Source organism: Nicoliella sp. ESL1113 (assembly GCF_058509245.1).
The window spans coordinates 1,139,050-1,160,007 of sequence record NZ_CP196387.1 but is presented as its reverse complement, the minus strand read 5'-3'; the positions used below and the strand labels follow the sequence as shown (position 1 = coordinate 1,160,007).

Sequence of the window (20,958 nt, the reverse complement as noted above, 5' to 3'; positions counted from 1 at the left end):
ATATCTAAATCGAAGAGGTGAAAACTTTTATGAGCATTAAGGCTGAGGAAATTAGTGCTTTAATCAAGCAACAATTAGCCGGATACAAGGACGAGCTCTCAGTTGAAGAAACTGGTGTCGTTACCTACGTTGGTGACGGGATTGCTCGTGCTCACGGTCTAAATAATGCACTATCTGGTGAATTACTTGAATTCTCAGATGGCGTTTATGGAATGGTTCAAAACCTCGAAAGCAATGATGTTGGTATCGTTGTTTTAGGTGATTTTGATGGTATTCGTGAAGGCGATTCCGTTAAGCGAACTGGCCGAATCATGGAAGTTCCAGTAGGTGAATCAATGGTTGGACGGGTCGTTAACGCCCTTGGTCAACCAATCGATGGTAAGGGCGACATTAAGAGTGATGGGACTCTACCAATCGAACGTAAAGCTCCTGGAATCATGGACCGTCAAAGTGTTGAAGAACCATTACAAACTGGGATTAAAGCCATTGATGCATTAGTTCCAATTGGTCGTGGTCAACGTGAATTAATTATCGGTGACCGTAAGACTGGTAAGACTTCAATCGCAATTGATACGATCTTGAACCAAAAGGATCAAGACATGATCTGTATCTACGTTGCCATTGGACAAAAGGATTCAACTGTGCGGAGTCAAGTGAATACGCTTGAAAAGTTTGGGGCAATGGATTACACGATCGTTGTTTCTGCTGGTCCATCAGAACCAGCTCCATTACTTTACATCGCACCTTATGCTGGGACTGCAATGGGTGAATACTTCATGAATAAGGGTAAGCATGTTTTGATTATCTACGATGATCTTACTAAGCAAGCTAATGCTTATCGTGAACTTTCATTGATCTTGCGTCGTCCTCCAGGTCGTGAAGCTTATCCTGGTGATATCTTCTACACCCACTCCCGTTTACTAGAACGTTGTGCTAAGTTGAACGATAAGTTAGGTGGCGGTTCAATTACCGGACTTCCAATCGTTGAAACTCAAGCAGGGGACGTTTCAGCATATATCCCAACCAACGTTATTTCCATCACTGATGGTCAAATCTTCTTGAACGCTGATTCATTCTACTCTGGAATTCGTCCAGCCATCGATGCCGGAACTTCTGTTTCCCGTGTTGGTGGGGATGCCCAAATCAAAGCGATGAAGAAGGTTGGTGGGACCCTTCGTTTGGATCTTGCATCATATCGTGAATTGGAATCATTTGCTCAATTTGGTTCTGATTTGGATTCTGCAACCCAAGCTAAGTTGAACCGTGGTGCTAGAACCGTTGAAGTTCTTAAGCAACCACTTCATGATCCAATGCCAGTTGAACAACAAGTCCTTGTACTTTTCTGTTTAACTCGTGGATTCTTGGACAAGGTTCAATTAGGTGATATCCAACGTTATCAAGAAGAAGTAATCGACTTCTTCAAGTCTAACCATCAAGATATCTTAGACAGTATTGTTAAAACTGGTAACTTACCAGATGAAGATACATTTAGTAGTGCTGTTAAGGAATTTGCTCAAAATTTCCAACCAAGTCAATCTCAAGAAGACGATAAACAAACTAACTAGCTTGAAGGGATGGTGAAACAATGTCTTTGAATGATGTTAAACATCGCATTCAATCAACTAAAAAAACACATCAAATTACCACTGCGATGGAAATGGTGCAAACTGCAAAGTTGACCCAAATCCAAAAGCATGCGGTTAGTTATGAACAATATGTTTCACGTGTTAAAGCGGTTGTATTGCATTTAGCTAAGACTCATTTATTAGATAACTTTAATTCCTCAAGTAAGTCAAACTCCAAGGGTAAGACTGCCTATCTAGTTATTACGTCTGATCGTGGAATGGTTGGAAGTTATAATAGTAATGTGATTCGCGGTGCGAATGAATTTATTCAAGAGCACACACCAAATAACGACGATTACCTATTATTAGCAGTTGGTGGAAACGGTGCCGATTTTTATAAGAAGCGTGGTGCAAACGTTGCTTATGAATACCGGGGCGTTTCTGATATTCCTACTTTTAGAGAAGTAAAGGAAATTGTTGATACGGTAACTTCGATGTATAATGATGGTGTCTTTAGCGAACTTTACGTTTGTTATAGTCATTTTGTGAACCGAATGACTTCAAACTTTCGGGCTGAAAAAATGTTGCCATTGGATGACGAAACAATTAATACTGGAAAGAGTGGGGATGTGAAAGCATCCGAAATCGGTCCTACTTATGACGTTGAACCAGATGAAGGTTCCGTATTGCGGGTTGTAATTCCCCAATACACTGAAGGGTTGATCTTTGGAGCAATCCTAGATGCCAAAACTTCTGAACATGCTTCTAGTTCAACTGCCATGAGTGCTGCATCTGATAATGCGGAAGATTTAATTGGAAAGTTACAATTACAATATAATAGAGCTCGTCAAGCTGCAATTACCACTGAAATTACTGAAATTACAGGTGGTCAAGAAGCCTTGAAGCATTAATATGGGAGGAATTAACGAATAATGAGTACTGGAAAAGTTATCCAAGTAATCGGACCAGTTATTGACGTTGAATTCCCTGCGGATGTTAAATTACCTGATATCAATACTGCCCTTAAGATTAAGAGTGGTAATGATGATAAAGATTTAGTTACTGAAGTTATGTTGGAATTAGGTAACGGTGTTGTTCGGACCATTGCCATGGACGGAACCGATGGTTTACGTCGTGGAATGGAAGTCGAAGATACTGAAGCCCCAATTTCAGTACCTGTTGGTGACGATACTTTAGGTCGGGTCTTTAACGTTCTCGGTGATACAATCGATAACGGTCCTGAATTCGGTCCAGACGCTGAACGTTGGCCAATTCATAGAGACGCACCAGCATACGACGAATTAAGTACTTCAACTGAAGTGCTTGAAACCGGAATTAAGGTTATCGACTTATTAGCACCATACATTCGTGGTGGTAAGGTTGGACTTTTCGGTGGTGCCGGTGTTGGTAAGACTGTTTTAATTCAAGAATTAATCCATAATATTGCTCAAGGACACAACGGAATTTCTGTTTTCACCGGTGTTGGTGAACGGACTCGTGAAGGTAACGATATGTACTTCGAAATGAAGGGTTCGGGTGTTCTTAAGCAAACTGCCATGGTGTATGGACAAATGAACGAGCCACCTGGTGCCCGTATGCGGGTTGCCTTGACTGGTTTAACAATTGCTGAATACTTCCGTGATGCTAAGGGTTCTGACGTGCTATTGTTCATTGATAACATCTTCAGATTTACCCAAGCCGGAATGGAAGTTTCTGCCTTGTTAGGACGGATTCCATCAGCCGTTGGTTACCAACCAACGTTAGCTACTGAAATGGGTCAATTACAAGAACGGATCACATCAACTAAGAAGGGTGCCATTACATCCATCCAAGCTGTTTATGTTCCTGCCGATGATTATACCGACCCTGCTCCAGCAACTACTTTTGCTCACTTGGATGCCACTACTAACTTGACGCGTTCATTAACTCAACAAGGGATTTATCCAGCCGTGGATCCATTGGCATCTACTTCTTCTGCACTTGACCCTGCTATTATTGGTCAAAAGCACTATGAAGTTGCCAATGAAGTTCAACAAGTACTTCAAAGATACCGTGAACTACAAGACATTATCTCTATCTTAGGGATGGATGAATTGTCAGATGAAGAAAAGACGATCGTTAACCGTGCTCGTCGGATTCAATTCTTCTTATCACAAAGCTTTAGTGTTGCTGAACAATTTACTGGTCTTCCTGGTAAGTACGTTCCTGTCGAAAAGACTGTTGACAGTTTCAAAGCCATCTTAGATGGTAAATACGATGACATCCCAGAAGATGCATTTAGAAACTGTGGTCCAATCGAAGACGTTGAAGAAAACGCTAAAAAGATGAAGGCAAACGCTAACAACTAAGGAGGGTTCTAATTGGCTGATAACTCAGTATTAACCATTAGTATCGTTACTCCTGATGGAATGGTCTATCAAAATGACCAAGCTTATCTAGTAATTGTTAAAACCAAAACTGGTGAACTTGGGATTATGCATGACCATCTTCCTGTTATCGCTTCTCTAGAAGTAGACGAAGCGCGAGTTAAATACGATAATGGTAAAGAAGATGAAATTGCCGTTAATGGTGGTTTTGTTGAATTCTCCAATAACGTTTTAACCATTATTGCCGATAGTGCTGAAAAGCAAGGCGATATTGATGTTGAACGTGCTGAACGGGCACGTGATCGGGCTAAACAAAGACTGGAAGAAGCACAAAGTAAACATGACAATCAGACTATTACCCGTAGTCAAATTGCCTTACAACGTGCCGTCAACCGGATTCACGTTGCTCGTCATTAATAAATTTTAATAAAAGAGATTGCAAAAGAGTAATAACTTTTGTGGTCTCTTTTTTTGCTATGTTACAATTAAGGAATATAAAAGATATTTAGTATAAAATGTGATATAGTAGTGAAATAGGGAAGGTCGGATTTATGGTACATTCTAGTTTGATTATTTCAATTGTAACAATTGTTAGTCATTTGTTTTTTATTTCAATTGCTTTTTGGTGGATTCAAGATATTCACATTGAGCGATACATTAGGATGCATGAACCACAAGCAAAAATGATGATCGTGATGTTATCCGTAGTTGTTGGATTCATCTGTAGTTCATTTTTTATCGACATTATTAATGCGATTTTAGGCTTGTCCGCTTTCACTAAATTGCTCTAGGAGGTTTTGTTGTTTTGGATAAGATTGTTGTGCAGGGTGGCAATCGTTTAACTGGTGAAGTACATATCGAAGGTGCTAAAAATGCTGTTTTGCCTTTGTTAGCTGCTTCGATCCTCGCTAGTAAAGATAGAGTAACCCTCGATAACGTTCCATTGTTATCAGATGTATATACAATGAACGAAGTCCTTCGTTTTTTAAACATTAAAATTGAATTCAATAAAAATAAAAATCAAATTATTTTGGATGCTTCTAAGAATATTTCATCAGAAGCACCTTTTGAATATGTATCAAAAATGAGAGCTTCAATTGTTGTGATGGGTCCATTGTTAGCCCGCTTGGGTCATGCAAAGATTGCCCTACCAGGTGGTTGTGCGATTGGATCGCGACCAATTGATTTACATTTAAAGGGGTTTGAAAAATTAGGGGCTCGGATTGAACAACATGACGGGTATGTCGAAGCTTTTGCTGAGGACGGCCTTGTCGGTAGTGATATTTACCTTGATTTTCCAAGTGTTGGTGCTACTCAAAACATTATGATGGCTGCTACCCTTGCTAAGGGTAAGACCACCATTCGCAATGTTGCCCGTGAGCCAGAAATTGTTGATCTGGCAATGCTCCTTAATTTAATGGGTGCAAAAGTGGTTGGTGCTGGGACTGAAACACTTAAAATTGAAGGTGTTAAAGAGTTGCACGGTGCTGAACACAGTGTTGTACAGGATCGAATTGAAGCTGGGACCTTTATGGTGGCGGCTGCAGCCACTCAAGGTGATGTTTTGATTCTGGATGCGATTGCTGAACACAATAAGCCATTGATCGTTAAAATGCGTGAAATGGGAGTTACGATCATCGAAAGAGATGAAGGAATTGAGGTAATTGGTCCTAAGCAGCTAAAGCCGACTGATGTTAAAACGATGCCTTATCCTGGTTTTCCGACTGATATGCAACCGCAAATGACAATTTTGCAATTGTTAGCCAATGGGACCAGTACGATGACTGAAACGGTTTTTGAAAATCGTTTCATGCATTTAGAGGAACTACGGCGGATGAATGCTCATTATACAATTAATGGTCGGACCGTCGTAATGCAGGGTCCAACTGATTTTAACGGAGCTGAAGTTTCTGCAACTGATTTAAGAGCTGGTGCGGCATTGGTAATTGCTGGATTGGCTGCTAAAGGAATTACAACTGTTGGTCATCTACAGTACTTGGACCGTGGATACTATAACTTCCATGGTAAATTAGCTGCCCTTGGTGCTAAGATTAAGCGAATTAATGTTAGTGAAGATGGTAAAATCATTTTAAAACAAGGGACTAAGGAAAATAGATAATAATTGTTTTGAATTGTAAAGGAGTTCTTTAGAACTCCTTTTTGTATATGTTAACTAATATAAACTATGCTATAATTAATTAGTTGCATTAAAAGTTTTTTTCAGGAGGAAATTGCAAGATGGCAAAAGACATCGGCATTGATTTAGGGACTGCCAACGTTTTGATATATGTTGTTGGTAAGGGAATTGTTTTAAACGAACCCTCAGTTGTAGCTGTGGACGTTAAAACTGAAAAAGTATTATCAGTAGGAAGCGAAGCTTATCGGATGGTGGGGCGGACACCTAGTAACATCCGAGCCATCAGACCTCTAAAAGATGGGGTTATTTCTGACTTTGATGTTACTGAAAAAATGCTTTCTTATTTTATTAATAAATTGAACGTAAAGGGCGTTATGTCCAAACCAAAAATTATGATTTGTGCGCCTACTAATATCACTAACATTGAAAGAAAGGCAATCATCCAAGCCGCTGAAAAATCTGGTGGCGGTAAGGTCTATCTAGAAGAAGAACCAAAGGTTGCTGCAATCGGTGCTGGAATGGATATTTTCCAACCATTTGGAAACATGGTAATCGATATGGGTGGTGGAACTAGTGATATCGCAGTCATTTCACTTGGTGATATCGTTGCAAGTAATTCGATTCGGATTGCTGGTGATAAGATGAACAATATGATCGTTAGCTACATTAAGGATAATCATGGTTTGATTATTGGTGATCATACTTCAGAACGCATCAAGATCGAGATCGGGACTGCTGTTAAGGACAAAAAAGATGAAATTCGTACTATGGAAGTGCGGGGACGGGATGCACTCTCTGGAATGCCACGCTCGATTACAATTGATAGTAATGAAATCTGTGATGCACTTTCAGATGCCGTTGATACCATTGTAAGTGGTGCAAAGGACGTTTTAGAAGTGATTCCACCAGAATTGGCTTCGGATATTGTTGATCGTGGAGTAATGCTCACCGGTGGTGGTGCATTATTACGTAAAATTGATCAAAGAATTTCAGATGCTTTAACGGTGCCTGTGGTCATTTCTGAAAAACCACTTGATAACGTTGCAAGGGGTGCTGGAGCACTGCTTGAACATATTGATAAAACTGAAAGCAAATAATTATATTAGAGAGTAGGTGTTTATTTGCGTAGGCTTTTAATTATGATGGTGCGCGGGTATCAAAAAATTATTTCACCATTGTTGCCGCCTAGTTGCCGCTACTCACCAACATGCTCTGCATATACGATTACTGCAATTAAGGAACACGGGGCACTTAAGGGAATCATCATGGGGATGGCACGTATTTTAAGGTGCAATCCCTTTGTTAAGGGTGGTTACGACCCCGTTCCAAAGTACTTTACAATTTTTAGAAATAAACGCGCACGTGATGAATATCGGCGTTCAATGAATTTAAAGTAGTCGCTCATGTGATCCGACTACTTTTCTTTTTAGGGGGGATATCATGAGTAAAAAGAAACAAAATATTGAAGTTAATATTACTGAAAAAACTAATTCGAAGGGATTTTTAATTCAAACGTTAAAAATTAATTCAGACGTTATTGGTGAGATTACAACCTCAGATACTGGAATTGTAGCTGATTATCGTCATAAAAAAACCTTTCCTGTAAAATCAGTTGATGAAGGAATTGAAAAGTTAATTAGTGAGTATAATTTACACCATTAATAATTAACGTCAATATGATAGTCGAGGAGGCTTGATTTCATTGGATCGGACTGATGATGAAAATAGCAAAAACGATAGAGATAATCGAATTGATTGGGGAATCATTTTAAGTGTAATGCTTCTAGCGGTAATTGGAATCGCTTCGATTTATGTTGCCGTGTCACACGATAATAATTCTTCGAGTGTAGTTAGTAAGTTGATTCCGCAAGTTCTGTGGTATGCAATTGGAGCGGTAGCTGTAGTCGTGATCATGCAATTTGATTCTGAACAACTTTGGAAATTAGCACCATTAGCTTATTGGTTCGGAATTGCGTTATTGGTGTTAGTGCTCTTCTTCTATAGTCGAGCGTACGCTGCACAGACGGGGGCGAAAAACTGGTTTGCAATTGGACCCTTTACTTTTCAACCATCGGAAGTAATGAAGCCAGCATATATTCTGATGCTGGCAAAGGTAACCGTTGAACATAATGATAAATACACCCATACCCCCAAAAACGATTTACTTTTATTATGGCGGATGGTTCTTTGGACCTTACCAATTGTTGTTTTAATGAAGTTACAAAATGATTTTGGGACTATTTTGGTGTTCGTTGCCATCTTTGTTGGGTTTATGGTTGTCTCTGAAATTACTTGGAAGCTTTTAGCGCCACTATTTGGGGCGGGAGCACTGGTCGGATTGGCTACATTGTGGTTAGTGACCTCCACTCCAGGACGTAATTTATTGACCCATTTTGGTTTTCAACTCTATCAATTCCAACGAATTGATAGTTGGTTGAACCCTTCTGCTGATACCACTAACCAAGGTTATCAACTATGGCAAAGTATTAAAGCCGTTGGTTCAGGGGGGATTACTGGAACTGGATTTAACGTTTCTAAGGTATACGTTCCAGTTCGTGAATCAGATATGATTTTTTCAGTCATCGGAGAGAACTTTGGTTTTATTGGGGGCTGTATCTTAATTTTTATTTACTTCCTTTTAATTTATCAAATGATTCGAGTTACTTTCGATACTAGAAACGTTTTTTATGCATATATTTCAACTGGGGTTATCATGATGATTTTATTCCACGTTTTCGAAAATATTGGAATGAGTATCGGACTATTACCATTGACTGGGATTCCACTTCCGTTCATTAGTCAGGGTGGATCTTCGTTGATTGGTAACATGATGGGAATTGGATTGATAATGTCGATGCAATACCATAATAGAAGCTATATGTTCAGTCGACGGCCTAAGAATTTTTCATAACTAGATTGACATTAGATTAGTTAATTTGTATACTATAAATTAGTAAGTTAAAGATGAGTAAATGGTTAGCAAACAGTCAGAAAGCTTTCGGTCGATGTGAGAAAGCGTTGCATTCATTGAAGATGGTCTTTACAAAATAGTTTACGGTGAGTCGATCGATTAGCCGTCAATGATTAACGACCATTATATCGTTAAGTAAAATTACTTGTTAAGACTGCTACTGCGAAGTAGTGGTAAATAAAAGGTGGTACCACGAAAACTCTTCGTCCTTTCCCTAGGATGAAGAGTTTTTTTATTTGAGGAGGAAATTAAGTTGATTAAGTTTAAAGATGTATCAAAGGTCTTTCAGCTTAAGAACAACCAATTAAAGGCGGTCAACGACGTTAATTTAACGATTGACGACGGTGATATCTTTGGAATTATTGGTTATTCTGGAGCTGGGAAGAGTACGTTAGTGAGAATGTTAAATGGTTTGGAAACTCCAACCACAGGGTCTGTTGAAATCAATGGTCATGATATTGCCAAGCTAAGTGGGCGTGATTTGCGAGAACAACAAAAGCAAATTGGGATGATTTTCCAACACTTTAACCTACTATGGTCACGGACGATCATTGAAAACGTGACGTTACCCCTAGAACTCGCCCATGTGGATAAGGCAACGCGTGAACAAAAGGCCAAAAAGCTACTAGCATTAGTGGGCTTAAAGGGTCGTGAATCAGACTATCCTTCAGAATTATCAGGTGGTCAAAAGCAAAGAGTTGGGATTGCTAGGGCGTTGGCAAACAATCCTAAGATTTTAATTTCTGATGAAGCCACCAGTGCTTTGGATCCCCAAACCACTGATGAAATCTTAGACCTATTGATTAAAATCAATAAGGACCTTGGCATCTCAATTGTTCTAATTACGCATGAAATGCATGCGATTAGAAAGGTTGCTAAAAATGTAGCCGTAATGGAAAATGGTGAGATCGTAGAACGCGGGACGGTGAGTGAAATCTTTAACCATCCCAAGCAATCAATTACCAAGCGATTCGTTAGTGAGAATGATACTCCTGATGGTAGCGACACGATGATGGCATTGGATGAGTTAGTGAGCCGTTATCCAAATGGATCGATCATTAAGTTGATCTTCAGTGGTGAACGTTCGCAATCACCAGTGGTATCACAAGTTGCTAAACAACGGCCAAACCTAGAAATTAACATTATTGAGGGGGCTTTACACCCAACTCAAAATGGAACGATTGGGGTATTAGTCATTCAATTACTTGGTGATTCAGAAGAACAAAAAAAAGCACTACAAGACTTTAAAGAATTAAAAGTAGAAACGGAGGTCATTAGCCGTGGGTAATCAAGGGTTAAGTTCTTATTTTCAATTTAAAAACGTTAATTGGCCAAATATGTGGGCAGCAACCTGGGAAACGATTTGGATGACTTTAGTGGCAATGATTTTAGTTGCGGTAATCGGAATCGTATTGGGGCTCATCTTGTTTGAAACACGCGATAAAAAGGGATTTTGGTATCGAGTATTGAATATCGTAGTTTCAGTATTGGTCAATATCTTTAGATCGATTCCATACATTATTTTGATCGTGTTGTTATTACCAATTACAAAGAACATCGTGGGAACGATTATTGGCCCCACCGCTGCAATTCCTTCATTGGTCATTTCAGCAGCACCATTTTATGCGCGAATCGTTGAATCTAACTTCCGTGAAATTGACAATGGCGTGATCGAAGCAGTGAAGTCAATGGGAGCCACGAACTGGGAAATTATCTGGAAGGTATTGATTCCAGAAAGTACTCCTGCATTGATCGCCGGTGCGACCGTGACTACGATTTCATTGATTTCATACACTGCCATGGCCGGAGCCATCGGTGCTGGTGGTTTAGGAAACCTAGCCTACCTTGATGGATTCCAATCGAACAACAATAGTATTACCTTAGTGGCAACTGTCATTATTTTGATTTTTGTCTTTATTGTGCAATACGTTGGGGATGCATTCGTTAAGGGCACTGATAAACGAGGACTATAATTAAGGGGGTACAACAATGAAAAAAGTCGGTTTCTTTCTTTCCTTAATTATTGCGTTTATTGCGTTGCTAGTGATTGGACCCGGTGAAACACATTCTAAAAATTCATTGACCATTGGGGCTTCAAATGTGCCCCACGCCCAAATTTTGAATCACATTAAACCAGAATTGGAAAAAGAGGGGATTCATTTGAACATCCGAGTTTTCCAAGACTACGTATTGCCAAATAAGGCACTTGCTTCTGGTGAACTAGATGCCAATTACTTCCAAACGATTCCATTTTTGGATCAATGGAATAAGCAAAATAATGGCGACTTAGTTGATGTGGGGGCCGTTCATTTGGAACCAATGGGGATTTATTCTAAGAAGGTCAAAAGTCTGAAGGACTTAAAGGATAACGCTACCATCTTGGTAAGTAATAACGCTCCTGATTATGGAAGAATTTTACAATTGTTCCAACAGGCGGGATTAATCAAAATCAAACCTGGCGTTAGCATCGAACAAGCGAACTTCTCAGATATCGTAAGCAATCCCAAGCACTTGAATTTCAAGACTGGATATGAACCAAAGCTACTTCCCGAGATCTATGAAAACGGTGAAGGTGATGCGGTCGCAATTAACGCTAACTACGCGGTGCAAAGTGGTTTGAATCCTAAGAAACAAGCGATCGCGCTTCAAAAGAGTGATCCACATTCGCCATACAATAACATCGTCGTAGTCAGAAAAGAAGATCGGAATAAACCACAAATTAAGAAATTAATGAAGGTGCTGGAATCCAAACCAGTTCAAAAATGGATTTATGATCACTATAAGGGTGGGGTTGTTCCTGCTCATAAGTATTAATACGCAAAAGGATTGGAAATTTTTTCCAGTCCTTTTTTGTTTGACTTTTTTAATATCTATATGTATAGTTAGTTACATAAGTAATTAACTGATTATTAACAGTGAAGTTTTGAAGGATGTGAGAATCAATGCAGTTTGACTTTGATAGTGCAGAGCCGATTTATTTACAAGTGGCTAACCAGATTGAAGATGCTATCTTTACGGGAGCGTTTCCCGAGAATGAACAGATTCCATCGACGACTGAAATATCAAAACAGTTTCATATTAATCCAGCAACGGTATTAAAGGGGATGAACATATTGGTGAGTGAAGGACTATTAGAAAAACGGCGTGGAATGGGGACGTTCGTTACCATTGACGGTCAAAAAAAGGTGGTTGAAAAACGGCGGGCTAAGTTCTATGACGATTTTATCTTAGACCTAATTAATGAGGCCGATAAATTAAAGCTAAATCAAGATGATGTTTTGAAATTAATTCAACGGGGGTATCAAAATGAGCACGATTAAAATTGAGCATTTAAACAAGCATTTTCACAAACAAAGCGTATTGAATGATATTAACTTAACGTTTGAATCCAATCAAATTTACGGCTTATTGGGGCGGAATGGAGCAGGGAAGAGTACCTTGTTGAACATCGTTACCGACCGAATCTTTGCTAATTCCGGGCAGGTGAAGCTGGATGGGGCCGTGATGCACGATAACGGCGATGCGTTGTCCAAGGTCTTTATGATGAGTCAGGATAATTTGTACCAAGAATCAACGAAGGTCAAAACCATCATCAAGACGACTGCTGCGGTTTACGACGGCTTTGACCAACGCTTAGCTGACGAGTTGATCCGTAAGTTCGATGTGAACGTTAAGACTAAGTTCGGCAAGTTATCGACCGGGTACCATTCAATCGTGAAGCTGATTATTGCACTATGTGTGCCAGCCGAAGTGGTGATCCTCGATGAACCGACATTAGGCCTTGATGCTAACCACCGTGAGTTGTTCTATTCCGAATTGATTCAATCCTACAGTGACCATCCACGGACGTTCATCATCTCGACACATTTGATCGATGAAGTGGCCAACATCGTTAGTGACGTTGCAATTATTGACCATGGTGATGTAATCGTGAGTGGGGACAACGAATCGGTTTTAAAGAACGCCCATACGATCACGGGACCGGAAAAAGAGCTCGACGAGTACTGTGCCGGGTTGAACGTTATCGGTACTAAGCAATTGGCGAACTTAAAGACGAACTACGTTTACGGACCACTCAATGATGACCAACGGATTCCTGATACGGTCAAGATCGAAGGGCTGGATTTACAAACGCTGTTCATCTACCTAACGAAACGGAAGGGGGAGTTAGAAAATGATGACTAATCGAATGAAAGACTTACTCGTCGTGAGCATCAAGGACTATTTAAAGGTTTTTGGATTCCTGGCCTTATTATTTATCGCTTTTTTAGCTGTTCTTTTAATCTTTGACAATTTATTTGACGGTGGTGATGCACCTTCGATCCGCTCGATGCTAACTTATTTTAATTTTCCGCTTTTATTTTCGGCAGCGTTGATTTTTAGTTACTTTGATCAATGGTTCTTGATGAAGGTGCAAAATGGTTTTGCTAGGGGCCAGATTTTTAAGAATGATTTCTGGATGATTACATTAATTACTGCTTTCGTTACCATTTTGGAACGCATTTTGCACCTAAGTTGGCTGGGTTCTAATCCGACTTACAATGGCTTTTTTACGAATCCATTGGTAAACTTTTTAGCCCTTTTGATTATATCATTTTTAGGGAACTACTTATTGTTTATTGCAGCCGAATCTTTAGGGGCGTTTTTGAACCTGTTTTCGAAGAAAATACGGAATTGGATTGCAATATTAATTGTATCTGGCTTTTTGTTCGTTAGTATCTCTTTATTTAATGAAGCGGCGTTTGGAGTTGGAATGTTGGTCTCGAATCACGTTATTGATACTCAGACGGTTGAAAACATCTTGAAATTAACGATGAGCGTATTATTTGGGTTTAAAGAACACGGCGCTTGGAACCCACTCAACATGATCGTGACGATGTTGGTGGGTGCTGGCTTGCTGACTTGGTTGGCTCGCTTTATTATCTTGCGCGTCCAGGTTCGCAGAAGTTAGGGTGTCGAAAAAGAGAGGGGGGATTAATAATGGATAGTCGATTAAAGGCGAGTTTGAAAATTGACCTTAAGAGCTTTTTAAAATACTTGGGTTGTTTTATTTTGGGCCTATTATTAGTTAAATTAATTATTCCTGGGGGATTTAGTTTAGCTAGTGGCCATGGCTTATGGTTGTCAAAGAATGATGTTTCTTCAATTCCTGAATTGATACTATTACTTAGTACGGTCTTTATTGGGATTAACTTTGATTTAGCTTTTAAAAGTAAAATTCAAAACAGCTTTTCTAGAACCCAACTATTTAAGAATGATATGTTATTGATTGTTGCGTTATCGGTTGTGATTGCATTTTTAAATCGGGTTTTTAATTTTAGTTTGATTGACGATACGTTTAATTCATATAATGGTTTCTTTTCAATTGGCTTTTTGAATGTGATCACTATTTTTATTATCAGTATCCTATATGGCTACTTTTTACTTTCAATTGGTGAATTTTTAGGAGCGTTCTTCAATTTATTTTCTAAGAAAATTAGAAAGTGGATTGTGATTCTATTCTTTGTCGGGTGGGTAATGGTAACGGTTGCGTTGTTTAGCATTACTGCAATTGGAATCGAAATATTCGTTGCCAACCATTCGATTGACTCCGATACTATTGATAATGTTTTGACAGCTATTTTTAATTTATTGTTCGGCTATCGGCGTGATGCACCATCTAATCCAATTAATTTGATCATCACATTACTAGTGCTGAACGGCATTTTAACTTTGTTAATTCGGTTTATTATTCGTCACTTACAACTCCATCGGAACTAAAAATTATCCTGAAACGTAACTATTCTATTAATTAATATGCTATAATGAAGTTTCTGAGAACGATAGATAGGACGGTAAAAAAATGACAAAGAAAATGCACGTTGCACTCCTCTTTGGGGGTAACTCTTCAGAACACGATGTTTCGAAGCGTTCAGCTCATAATATTTACGATGCAATGGATAAGAATAAGTACGAAGTCAGCTTATTCTTAGTGACTAAGGATGGATATATCCTTAGCGATGAAGATTCCCATCGCGTTTTTGATGGTGAAGATGAAGATACAGTAGTGGCATCTGTAATGCCTAATGTTGACCAATCAGATCCATTGGCTAATATTGCTAACCTTGGTAAGATCAAGGATGTAGACGTTTTCTTTCCTGTAATTCACGGAAATTTGGGGGAAGATGGGACGATTCAAGGCCTCTTTAGACTCCTGCAAAAGCCATGGGTCGGCAGTGGAATCTTGGAATCCGCAATGGCTTATGATAAGGACATCACTAAAAAGATGCTCAACCTTTACGGCGTTCAAAATACCAAGTATGTTTTATTGACTCCTGATAACGAACAGGACTATTCATACGACCGCCTGGCCAAAGAACTTGGTCCTAAAATCTTCTTAAAGCCTGCTAACCAAGGTTCATCAGTTGGGATTCATGAGGTGAACAATGCTGAGGAATACCAAGCTAGCTTAGCAGATGCTTTTAGATATGATTATAAGGTCTTAGCTGAAGAAGCCATCGAAGGCCCTGAAGAACTTGAAATCTCGATTTTAGGGAACGAAAAGCCAATTGCTTCTAAATTAGGGGCAATTCGGGTGCCAGAGAACGACGAATTCTATACTTACGAAAACAAATTCGTGGATGCCAGTGAAGTGAAGTTCGATATCCCAGTGCAAGTTTCTGAAAAACTAGCCAATCGAATTACCGATATGGCATTGACTGCCTATAAGGCACTCGGTTTAAAGGGAATGGCACGGATCGACTTCTTAGTTTCTAAGGATGAAGAACCTTACTTGGGAGAAGTTAATACCCTTCCTGGGTTCACTAACATTAGTTTATATCCACAACTATGGGGTGCTTCTGGAATTTCTTACACCGAATTAATTGATCGCTTAATTGAATTGGCCTTCGCTGAATATGCGAGAAGACAAAAGCTCCATTATGACTTTACTCCCCTTGGGAAGGAAAAGTTATCTAAATAGTAAAAAAACATCCATTTTTGGATGTTTTTTTTCATTATTAGCGTATTTAATAATATGGGACTAAATTAAAGGGGGCAAATGCAATGGTATATCGTTGTAAATGGGCGCAAAAGGATCCGCAGTTAATGGTCTATCACGATGTTGAGTGGGGGGTCCCAGAGTATGATGATCAAAAATTGTTTGAGTTAATGACGTTAGAAATTTTTCAAGCGGGATTGAGTTGGCTGACGGTGCTAAAAAAGCGGGCGGCGTTACGCAATGATTTTGCTAACTTTGATTTTGAAGTGGTTAGTAAATATGGTGCTGATGATTTTGAAAGATTGATGGGTGATGCAGCCATTATTAGAAATCGCGCGAAGATTCAAGCCACGATCGATAATGCTAAGGTCGTGCAATCGTTATCAACATCTGGACAATCCCTTTCTGATCTTTTGTGGCAAAATACCAATAAAAAACCGCTAAATCATTTTAGAAAAACTGTTGAAGAATTAGATGTAACTGATTTTGTTAAACCGTACGTTAAACAGTTCAAACAGCTGGGCTTTAAGCGCTTAGGGCCAACAACGATGTATTCTTTTTTGCAGGCTGCTGGGGTCGTTAATGACCATGAGACCAAGTGTTTTAGATACCAACAAATCATAAATTTTGATAAAAGAGATTGCTAATTTTAGTTAATATATATTATGATGATCTAAAAGGAATAGGAGACATTCATGGAACCAATTAATACGTATAATATTGATAATGGCTCTATTAAAATATTAGGTAGCCAAATTAGGAGAAAACGTAAACAACTTGCTATTTCTCAATCTGAACTTGCCGAGGGGATTTGTACGCAGGGATTGATCAGTCAGATTGAAAATAAAAATATTTCGCCGAGCATTGACACCATTTATAAAATTTGTGAACGCTTAGACTTAAGTGTTCATGATGTAATTACAAAGGGAAAAACTAAAAACAAGACCTTAGATAAAGTTGAATCAGCTATTTGGAATCGTCAGTATGCTAATGCCGATCAGTTGATCCAACAAATTAATGTTACTAACTTAGCCAATCGAGAACTGAAATGTCGCTATTATTGCTACTTAGGAGATATTCAATACAAGCTGAACTTAGACTATGAAGCTGCGATTAAAAACTTTAACGAAGTGTTAATCAAGTATAGTGGCATCAATAAACAAAACCTTTATACAACTTGGGCCCATATTGGAATTGCTAAGGCCTATTTGATGCTTAAAAACCAAAATCAAGCAAATCAATTTAATGAATTAGCACGTGCATATCTTGAACTGCATCAGTTTAGCTTACGTAAAAATTTTAAATTACTGGTGAATATTTACGTTGAAGCGATTAATTTGCACCATGAATTATTAAAATACGATGAAGCAATGCTCTTAAGCACAGTGGCATGTCAATTTTTGCTTTCTGTAGATTCAATGTATCAATTAGGAGCATTGAACTTAGCAATGGCACGGAGTTTGATCGCATCCAATGCGCATCAAAAAGCAATTAGCTATTTAGATCGAGCCCATCATTTTGGAGATGTCAACGATGACTCCCACATTGTTGATCAAGTTCATCAGCTTAGAAATCAAGTTATTAAATAAAAATCACCTTCCTTGAACGTTCGAGGAAGGTGATTTTTTATGATTGTTATTTCTTTTTATTAATCGGTTGGTTATTTTGATCAGTTCTAACGATTAAAACATCACAGTTAGCAGCTTTGCTGACATAATCAGTAACTGATCCCATCATTAACCGTTCAAATGCACTTAAACCAGTTGCACCCATAATGATTACATCTGTATGGTATCTTTCTGGGACTTCTCTTGCGATGACTACTTTGGGAGCTCCATATTCAATTGAATAGTCAATGTTAGTAACTCCTGATCGATTGGCTTGATCTAGATAATCATCAAGGATTTTTTTAACGTTTTCGGTTGCTTCTTCAATCATCGAGCTATCAAAGCTAGAAATATTTTGAAATGAACGCGTATCGATTACGTGGACCATGTGGATACTAGCCTTAGTTTCACTAGCAATTGCAACGGCCTTATCGAAAGCTAGTTTAGCCTCCTTGGAACCATCAACAGGAACTAAAATGTTTTGGTAGTTACTTAGCATACTATCGCCTCCAAATATATTTTAAATTAGTTAGTAATTAAATCAAGCTAAAGCAACTTTATTTTTTGCCAAAGTATTGTGCCATTGCGATCTGAAAACCAATGACTAAAAAGCAGGCAATGATCATCATCCAAAATAATAGTTTATCATTAGCAATGAAGAGGGGAATTAGAAAACATCCCCCACAGATGATGAAAATGATCCCAAAAACCTTTACTAATAAACTCAGTGCGGGAATGCTTTCGGGATGGAACACTAAGAATGGTTTGTTTTGATGTCTAAATAAAAAGATACCAATTCCAAACATAAGTGCCGCAAAAATAATCGTTAAGATGATGACTAACATAAATTTCTCCATTCTATTTCAGATAGCCACGTTGGGCATTCTGAATTTTTTGATACTGATTACCAAAGGCTCTTTCATATTTCCCATTAGCCTTTGGTTGGTAGTAATTAGCGTTTTTAATCTGATCAGGTAGATATTGTTGTTTTACCCAATCACTAGGGAAATCATGTGGATATTGGTAGTTAAGCCCATGGCCTAACTTTTTAGCACCCTGATAATGGGCATCCTTAAGGTAGGGTGGAATTTCACCAAAGTTACCATTTTTAACATCTTTAATAGCAGCATCAATTGCTGAGATTCCAGAATTTGATTTTGGCGAGACGCAAAGTTCAATAATAACGTCTGCAAGCGGAATCCGTCCCTCTGGTAAACCGAGTTTATCCACTGCTTGCACTGCCGTTACAGTCCTAGCACACAATGGTGGGTTTGCTAGACCGATGTCTTCATATGCAATCACCATTAATCTACGCGTTAAAGAGTTGATATCACCAGCTTCGATTAATCGTGCTGCATAATGAAGAGCGGCATTAGCGTCAGACCCACGGATTGATTTTTGAAATGCTGAAATAACATCATAATGGGCATCTCCATTTTTATCAGCACTGAGCAGCTTTTTTTGTAAACAATCCTCAACGTCTGATAATCGAATGTGGATTATACCATCTTTACTAGGGTCAGTTGAATTAGCTGCTAGTTCCAAAGCGTTCAATGAACTTCTTAAGTCACCATTGGTAGCGGTAGTTAGTAGCGCTAGTGAGTCTTCATCTAATTGAATCGATAACTTACCGAGTCCATGCTCAGAATCCTTTAATGCTCGATTGATCGCACTTTTAATATCTGATGGGGTGAGCGGGTATACTTGAAAAATTGCAGTTCGGCTTCTAATTGCTGGACTAATATTAATATATGGGTTTTCGGTAGTAGCACCAATTAAAATGATGCGCCCACTCTCTAGGAGTGGTAATAAGAAATCTTGTTTTGTTTTATCTAATCGATGGATTTCATCTAATAACAAAACCACGGTGCCACTCATTTTAGCCTCTTCGGCAACGATTTGTAGGTCTTTTTTAGAATCAGTTGCGGCGTTTAGTTTGCGAAATGCATATTTAGTAGAACCGGCAATGGCACTGGCGATACTGGTTTTACCTGTACCAGGGGGACCATATAGAATCATTGATGAGAGGGTCTTTGCTTTTACCATTCGACTGATAATTTTGCCTGGGCCAACTAAGCCTTGTTGGCCCACAATGTCCTCAATTTTTTGAGGACGCATACGATATGCTAAGGGTTGCTGCAAAAAATGGCCTCCTACTTAAATAGATTTTTAATTTTATCAATAAATGAAGTTGGTTTTTGATCTTGATTATTATTAGATTGTTCGGAATTAAATAAGTTAGGGTACTTTTGACGTAGTTCAACGGGGCTAACGTTGATTGCATCAGAAGCGGCATAAATGACTCCGTAACTATCTGGTTTATTGAAGTAAAACGAATCGTTTCTAATTGTGAATTTTACGTTGTTTTGAGATGCAATTTTCATGAATGGGCCAATGGCATCTTGGCCAGCCTGTCCGTTTACCAAGACTTGGTAATCAGGATGGTTCTTAATTTCAGTTTGGAGGGCTTGTTGGGCCTGTTGTGTCCCTAGATCTTGAATGGTGATTGCTAAAGAAACCCGTTCTCTAAATGTTCCAAGGTACTTTCTTTGTTCATCTGGATTTAATTTTGGAGTACCAACTGAAGATTGCTCTAATCGATTGTTTACTGAGTTATCATTATCTGACATTTGAATCCCTCGCTTTAATTTATTTGATAGTTAGATTGTATAACAAAAAAAGTGTTTCGCGAAAGCGAAACACTTTTTTGAATCGAAATTCATCCTATAGCTTGTTGTAGTATTCAACAATAAGTGATGAATCGATATCAGCGTTAAGGTCATCCCGTTGTGGTAAACGGTTTAATGAACCTTCAAGCTTATCTGCATCAAAGGTAACGTATGCTGGACGACCAACAACGGCTTCAACAGCATCCTTGATGATTTGTAAGTCTTTTGACTTTTCACGAACGGCAACCACTTGGTTAGGTTCTACTTCATATGATGGAATATCAACACGCTTACCATCAACAGTAATGTGACCGTGGTTAACTAATTGACGTGCTTGACGACGAGTAGTTGCTAAACCTAAACGGTAAACAACGTTATCTAAACGACGTTCAAGAAGGATTAAGAAGTTATCCCCATGGGTTCCTTCCTTAACCTTACCCGCACGAACGAATAAGTTTGAGAATTGACGTTCAGTCATACCGTACATGTAACGAAGCTTTTGCTTTTCACGTAATTGAGTACCATATTCTGAAAGTTTTTGACGACGACCTTGACCATGATCACCAGGTGCGTAAGGACGACGAGCTAATTCTTTACCAGTTCCTGATAAAGATACACCAAGACGGCGAGAAATTCTCCAACTTGGACCTGTATATCTTGACAT

At 38.8% G+C, this 20,958-nt stretch carries 25 protein-coding genes; 20 read left to right on the top strand and 5 right to left on the bottom strand.

Annotated features, from left to right (window positions below; genetic code table 11):
* Window positions 1-29: 29 nt before the first annotated feature.
* The 20 genes from atpA to ACSYTJ_RS04940 all read left to right on the top strand — a co-directional run bounded on the left by atpA (window position 30) and on the right by ACSYTJ_RS04940 (window position 17,607).
* Window positions 30-1,565 carry a F0F1 ATP synthase subunit alpha gene (atpA, locus tag ACSYTJ_RS05035; protein WP_491716513.1) on the top strand — a complete coding sequence of 512 codons (1,536 nt, stop codon included), beginning with the start codon at window positions 30-32 and terminating at the stop codon, window positions 1,563-1,565.
* A gap of 20 nt (window positions 1,566-1,585) precedes the next feature.
* Complete coding sequence (locus ACSYTJ_RS05030) at window positions 1,586-2,476, top strand: F0F1 ATP synthase subunit gamma (RefSeq protein ID WP_491716512.1); 891 nt, start codon at window positions 1,586-1,588, stop codon at window positions 2,474-2,476.
* Between the two features lie 21 nt (window positions 2,477-2,497).
* The gene (gene atpD, locus ACSYTJ_RS05025) at window positions 2,498-3,913 is read left to right on the top strand and encodes a F0F1 ATP synthase subunit beta (RefSeq protein ID WP_491716511.1); all 1,416 of its coding nucleotides are present in this window, start codon (window positions 2,498-2,500) and stop codon (window positions 3,911-3,913) included.
* A 12-nt stretch (window positions 3,914-3,925) separates the two neighbouring features.
* Window positions 3,926-4,348, top strand: a complete 423-nt coding sequence (locus ACSYTJ_RS05020; protein WP_491716510.1) for a F0F1 ATP synthase subunit epsilon — start codon at window positions 3,926-3,928, stop codon at window positions 4,346-4,348.
* A gap of 134 nt (window positions 4,349-4,482) precedes the next feature.
* Window positions 4,483-4,722 carry a DUF1146 family protein gene (locus ACSYTJ_RS05015; protein WP_491716509.1) on the top strand — a complete coding sequence of 80 codons (240 nt, stop codon included), beginning with the start codon at window positions 4,483-4,485 and terminating at the stop codon, window positions 4,720-4,722.
* Between the two features lie 14 nt (window positions 4,723-4,736).
* Window positions 4,737-6,050 (top strand): UDP-N-acetylglucosamine 1-carboxyvinyltransferase, encoded by a 1,314-nt coding sequence (gene murA, locus ACSYTJ_RS05010; protein ID WP_491716508.1) that lies wholly within the window; start codon window positions 4,737-4,739, stop codon window positions 6,048-6,050.
* Between the two features lie 119 nt (window positions 6,051-6,169).
* Window positions 6,170-7,165: a rod shape-determining protein gene (locus tag ACSYTJ_RS05005; protein WP_491716507.1), complete on the top strand. Its 996-nt coding sequence runs from the start codon at window positions 6,170-6,172 to the stop codon at window positions 7,163-7,165.
* A gap of 24 nt (window positions 7,166-7,189) precedes the next feature.
* Window positions 7,190-7,465 (top strand): membrane protein insertion efficiency factor YidD, encoded by a 276-nt coding sequence (gene yidD, locus ACSYTJ_RS05000; protein WP_491719639.1) that lies wholly within the window; start codon window positions 7,190-7,192, stop codon window positions 7,463-7,465.
* A gap of 43 nt (window positions 7,466-7,508) precedes the next feature.
* Window positions 7,509-7,730, top strand: a complete 222-nt coding sequence (locus ACSYTJ_RS04995) for a DUF2969 family protein (RefSeq protein ID WP_491716505.1) — start codon at window positions 7,509-7,511, stop codon at window positions 7,728-7,730.
* A 115-nt stretch (window positions 7,731-7,845) separates the two neighbouring features.
* Window positions 7,846-8,979 (top strand): FtsW/RodA/SpoVE family cell cycle protein, encoded by a 1,134-nt coding sequence (locus tag ACSYTJ_RS04990; protein WP_491717306.1) that lies wholly within the window; start codon window positions 7,846-7,848, stop codon window positions 8,977-8,979.
* A gap of 313 nt (window positions 8,980-9,292) precedes the next feature.
* Window positions 9,293-10,327, top strand: coding sequence for a methionine ABC transporter ATP-binding protein (locus tag ACSYTJ_RS04985; protein WP_491719638.1), 1,035 nt, complete (start codon window positions 9,293-9,295; stop codon window positions 10,325-10,327).
* Complete coding sequence (locus tag ACSYTJ_RS04980; protein ID WP_491716503.1) at window positions 10,320-11,012, top strand: methionine ABC transporter permease; 693 nt, start codon at window positions 10,320-10,322, stop codon at window positions 11,010-11,012. The genes ACSYTJ_RS04985 and ACSYTJ_RS04980 overlap by 8 nt, the downstream gene beginning before the upstream one ends.
* A gap of 16 nt (window positions 11,013-11,028) precedes the next feature.
* Window positions 11,029-11,853, top strand: a complete 825-nt coding sequence (locus ACSYTJ_RS04975) for a MetQ/NlpA family ABC transporter substrate-binding protein (RefSeq protein ID WP_491716502.1) — start codon at window positions 11,029-11,031, stop codon at window positions 11,851-11,853.
* 128 nt (window positions 11,854-11,981) lie between these two features.
* Window positions 11,982-12,359 (top strand): GntR family transcriptional regulator, encoded by a 378-nt coding sequence (locus ACSYTJ_RS04970; RefSeq protein ID WP_491716501.1) that lies wholly within the window; start codon window positions 11,982-11,984, stop codon window positions 12,357-12,359.
* Window positions 12,346-13,224, top strand: coding sequence for an ATP-binding cassette domain-containing protein (locus tag ACSYTJ_RS04965; RefSeq protein ID WP_491719637.1), 879 nt, complete (start codon window positions 12,346-12,348; stop codon window positions 13,222-13,224). Before ACSYTJ_RS04970 ends, ACSYTJ_RS04965 begins: the two co-directional genes overlap by 14 nt.
* Entirely contained in the window at window positions 13,214-13,990 is a 777-nt protein-coding gene (locus ACSYTJ_RS04960) for a hypothetical protein (RefSeq protein ID WP_491719636.1), read from the top strand. Before ACSYTJ_RS04965 ends, ACSYTJ_RS04960 begins: the two co-directional genes overlap by 11 nt.
* Window positions 13,991-14,019: 29 nt before the next feature.
* Window positions 14,020-14,799 (top strand): hypothetical protein, encoded by a 780-nt coding sequence (locus ACSYTJ_RS04955; protein ID WP_491719635.1) that lies wholly within the window; start codon window positions 14,020-14,022, stop codon window positions 14,797-14,799.
* Window positions 14,800-14,881: 82 nt separating this feature from the next.
* A complete protein-coding gene (locus tag ACSYTJ_RS04950; protein ID WP_491716497.1) occupies window positions 14,882-16,000 on the top strand; it encodes a D-alanine--D-alanine ligase family protein in 1,119 nt (372 codons plus the stop codon).
* Window positions 16,001-16,083: 83 nt separating this feature from the next.
* Window positions 16,084-16,665, top strand: a complete 582-nt coding sequence (locus ACSYTJ_RS04945; protein WP_491719634.1) for a DNA-3-methyladenine glycosylase I — start codon at window positions 16,084-16,086, stop codon at window positions 16,663-16,665.
* 48 nt (window positions 16,666-16,713) lie between these two features.
* Window positions 16,714-17,607, top strand: coding sequence for a helix-turn-helix domain-containing protein (locus tag ACSYTJ_RS04940; protein WP_491719633.1), 894 nt, complete (start codon window positions 16,714-16,716; stop codon window positions 17,605-17,607).
* Window positions 17,608-17,653: 46 nt separating this feature from the next.
* On the opposite strand, the gene ACSYTJ_RS04935 is transcribed toward ACSYTJ_RS04940, so the two are convergent.
* The 5 genes from ACSYTJ_RS04935 to rpsD all read right to left on the bottom strand — a co-directional run bounded on the left by ACSYTJ_RS04935 (window position 17,654) and on the right by rpsD (window position 20,958).
* Window positions 17,654-18,124 (bottom strand): universal stress protein, encoded by a 471-nt coding sequence (locus ACSYTJ_RS04935; RefSeq protein ID WP_491716494.1) that lies wholly within the window; start codon window positions 18,122-18,124, stop codon window positions 17,654-17,656.
* A gap of 58 nt (window positions 18,125-18,182) precedes the next feature.
* Window positions 18,183-18,470, bottom strand: a complete 288-nt coding sequence (locus ACSYTJ_RS04930) for a hypothetical protein (protein WP_491716493.1) — start codon at window positions 18,468-18,470, stop codon at window positions 18,183-18,185.
* Window positions 18,471-18,483: 13 nt separating this feature from the next.
* Entirely contained in the window at window positions 18,484-19,767 is a 1,284-nt protein-coding gene (locus tag ACSYTJ_RS04925) for a replication-associated recombination protein A (protein WP_491719632.1), read from the bottom strand.
* A gap of 11 nt (window positions 19,768-19,778) precedes the next feature.
* On the bottom strand, window positions 19,779-20,255 hold the full coding sequence (locus tag ACSYTJ_RS04920; RefSeq protein WP_491716491.1) for a DUF1694 domain-containing protein: 477 nt from the start codon (window positions 20,253-20,255) through the stop codon (window positions 19,779-19,781).
* A gap of 94 nt (window positions 20,256-20,349) precedes the next feature.
* The gene (rpsD, locus tag ACSYTJ_RS04915; RefSeq protein ID WP_491716490.1) at window positions 20,350-20,958 is read right to left on the bottom strand and encodes a 30S ribosomal protein S4; all 609 of its coding nucleotides are present in this window, start codon (window positions 20,956-20,958) and stop codon (window positions 20,350-20,352) included.

What these genes read in the sequence shown, in the direction of transcription:
- ACSYTJ_RS04920 (WP_491716491.1), bottom strand. Translation starts at nt 20,255, where the DNA reads ATGTCAGATAATGATAACTCAGTAAACAATCGATTAGAGCAATCTTCA.
- ACSYTJ_RS05015 (WP_491716509.1), top strand. Translation starts at nt 4,483, where the DNA reads ATGGTACATTCTAGTTTGATTATTTCAATTGTAACAATTGTTAGTCAT.
- ACSYTJ_RS04950 (WP_491716497.1), top strand. Translation starts at nt 14,882, where the DNA reads ATGACAAAGAAAATGCACGTTGCACTCCTCTTTGGGGGTAACTCTTCA.
- ACSYTJ_RS04990 (WP_491717306.1), top strand. Translation starts at nt 7,846, where the DNA reads ATGCTTCTAGCGGTAATTGGAATCGCTTCGATTTATGTTGCCGTGTCA.
- ACSYTJ_RS04965 (WP_491719637.1), top strand. Translation starts at nt 12,346, where the DNA reads ATGAGCACGATTAAAATTGAGCATTTAAACAAGCATTTTCACAAACAA.
- ACSYTJ_RS04970 (WP_491716501.1), top strand. Translation starts at nt 11,982, where the DNA reads ATGCAGTTTGACTTTGATAGTGCAGAGCCGATTTATTTACAAGTGGCT.
- ACSYTJ_RS04955 (WP_491719635.1), top strand. Translation starts at nt 14,020, where the DNA reads ATGGATAGTCGATTAAAGGCGAGTTTGAAAATTGACCTTAAGAGCTTT.
- ACSYTJ_RS04960 (WP_491719636.1), top strand. Translation starts at nt 13,214, where the DNA reads ATGATGACTAATCGAATGAAAGACTTACTCGTCGTGAGCATCAAGGAC.
- atpA (WP_491716513.1), top strand. Translation starts at nt 30, where the DNA reads ATGAGCATTAAGGCTGAGGAAATTAGTGCTTTAATCAAGCAACAATTA.
- ACSYTJ_RS04975 (WP_491716502.1), top strand. Translation starts at nt 11,029, where the DNA reads ATGAAAAAAGTCGGTTTCTTTCTTTCCTTAATTATTGCGTTTATTGCG.
- ACSYTJ_RS04995 (WP_491716505.1), top strand. Translation starts at nt 7,509, where the DNA reads ATGAGTAAAAAGAAACAAAATATTGAAGTTAATATTACTGAAAAAACT.
- ACSYTJ_RS04940 (WP_491719633.1), top strand. Translation starts at nt 16,714, where the DNA reads ATGGAACCAATTAATACGTATAATATTGATAATGGCTCTATTAAAATA.
- ACSYTJ_RS04930 (WP_491716493.1), bottom strand. Translation starts at nt 18,470, where the DNA reads ATGTTAGTCATCATCTTAACGATTATTTTTGCGGCACTTATGTTTGGA.
- rpsD (WP_491716490.1), bottom strand. Translation starts at nt 20,958, where the DNA reads ATGTCAAGATATACAGGTCCAAGTTGGAGAATTTCTCGCCGTCTTGGT.
- ACSYTJ_RS04935 (WP_491716494.1), bottom strand. Translation starts at nt 18,124, where the DNA reads ATGCTAAGTAACTACCAAAACATTTTAGTTCCTGTTGATGGTTCCAAG.
- ACSYTJ_RS05030 (WP_491716512.1), top strand. Translation starts at nt 1,586, where the DNA reads ATGTCTTTGAATGATGTTAAACATCGCATTCAATCAACTAAAAAAACA.
- atpD (WP_491716511.1), top strand. Translation starts at nt 2,498, where the DNA reads ATGAGTACTGGAAAAGTTATCCAAGTAATCGGACCAGTTATTGACGTT.
- ACSYTJ_RS04945 (WP_491719634.1), top strand. Translation starts at nt 16,084, where the DNA reads ATGGTATATCGTTGTAAATGGGCGCAAAAGGATCCGCAGTTAATGGTC.
- ACSYTJ_RS05005 (WP_491716507.1), top strand. Translation starts at nt 6,170, where the DNA reads ATGGCAAAAGACATCGGCATTGATTTAGGGACTGCCAACGTTTTGATA.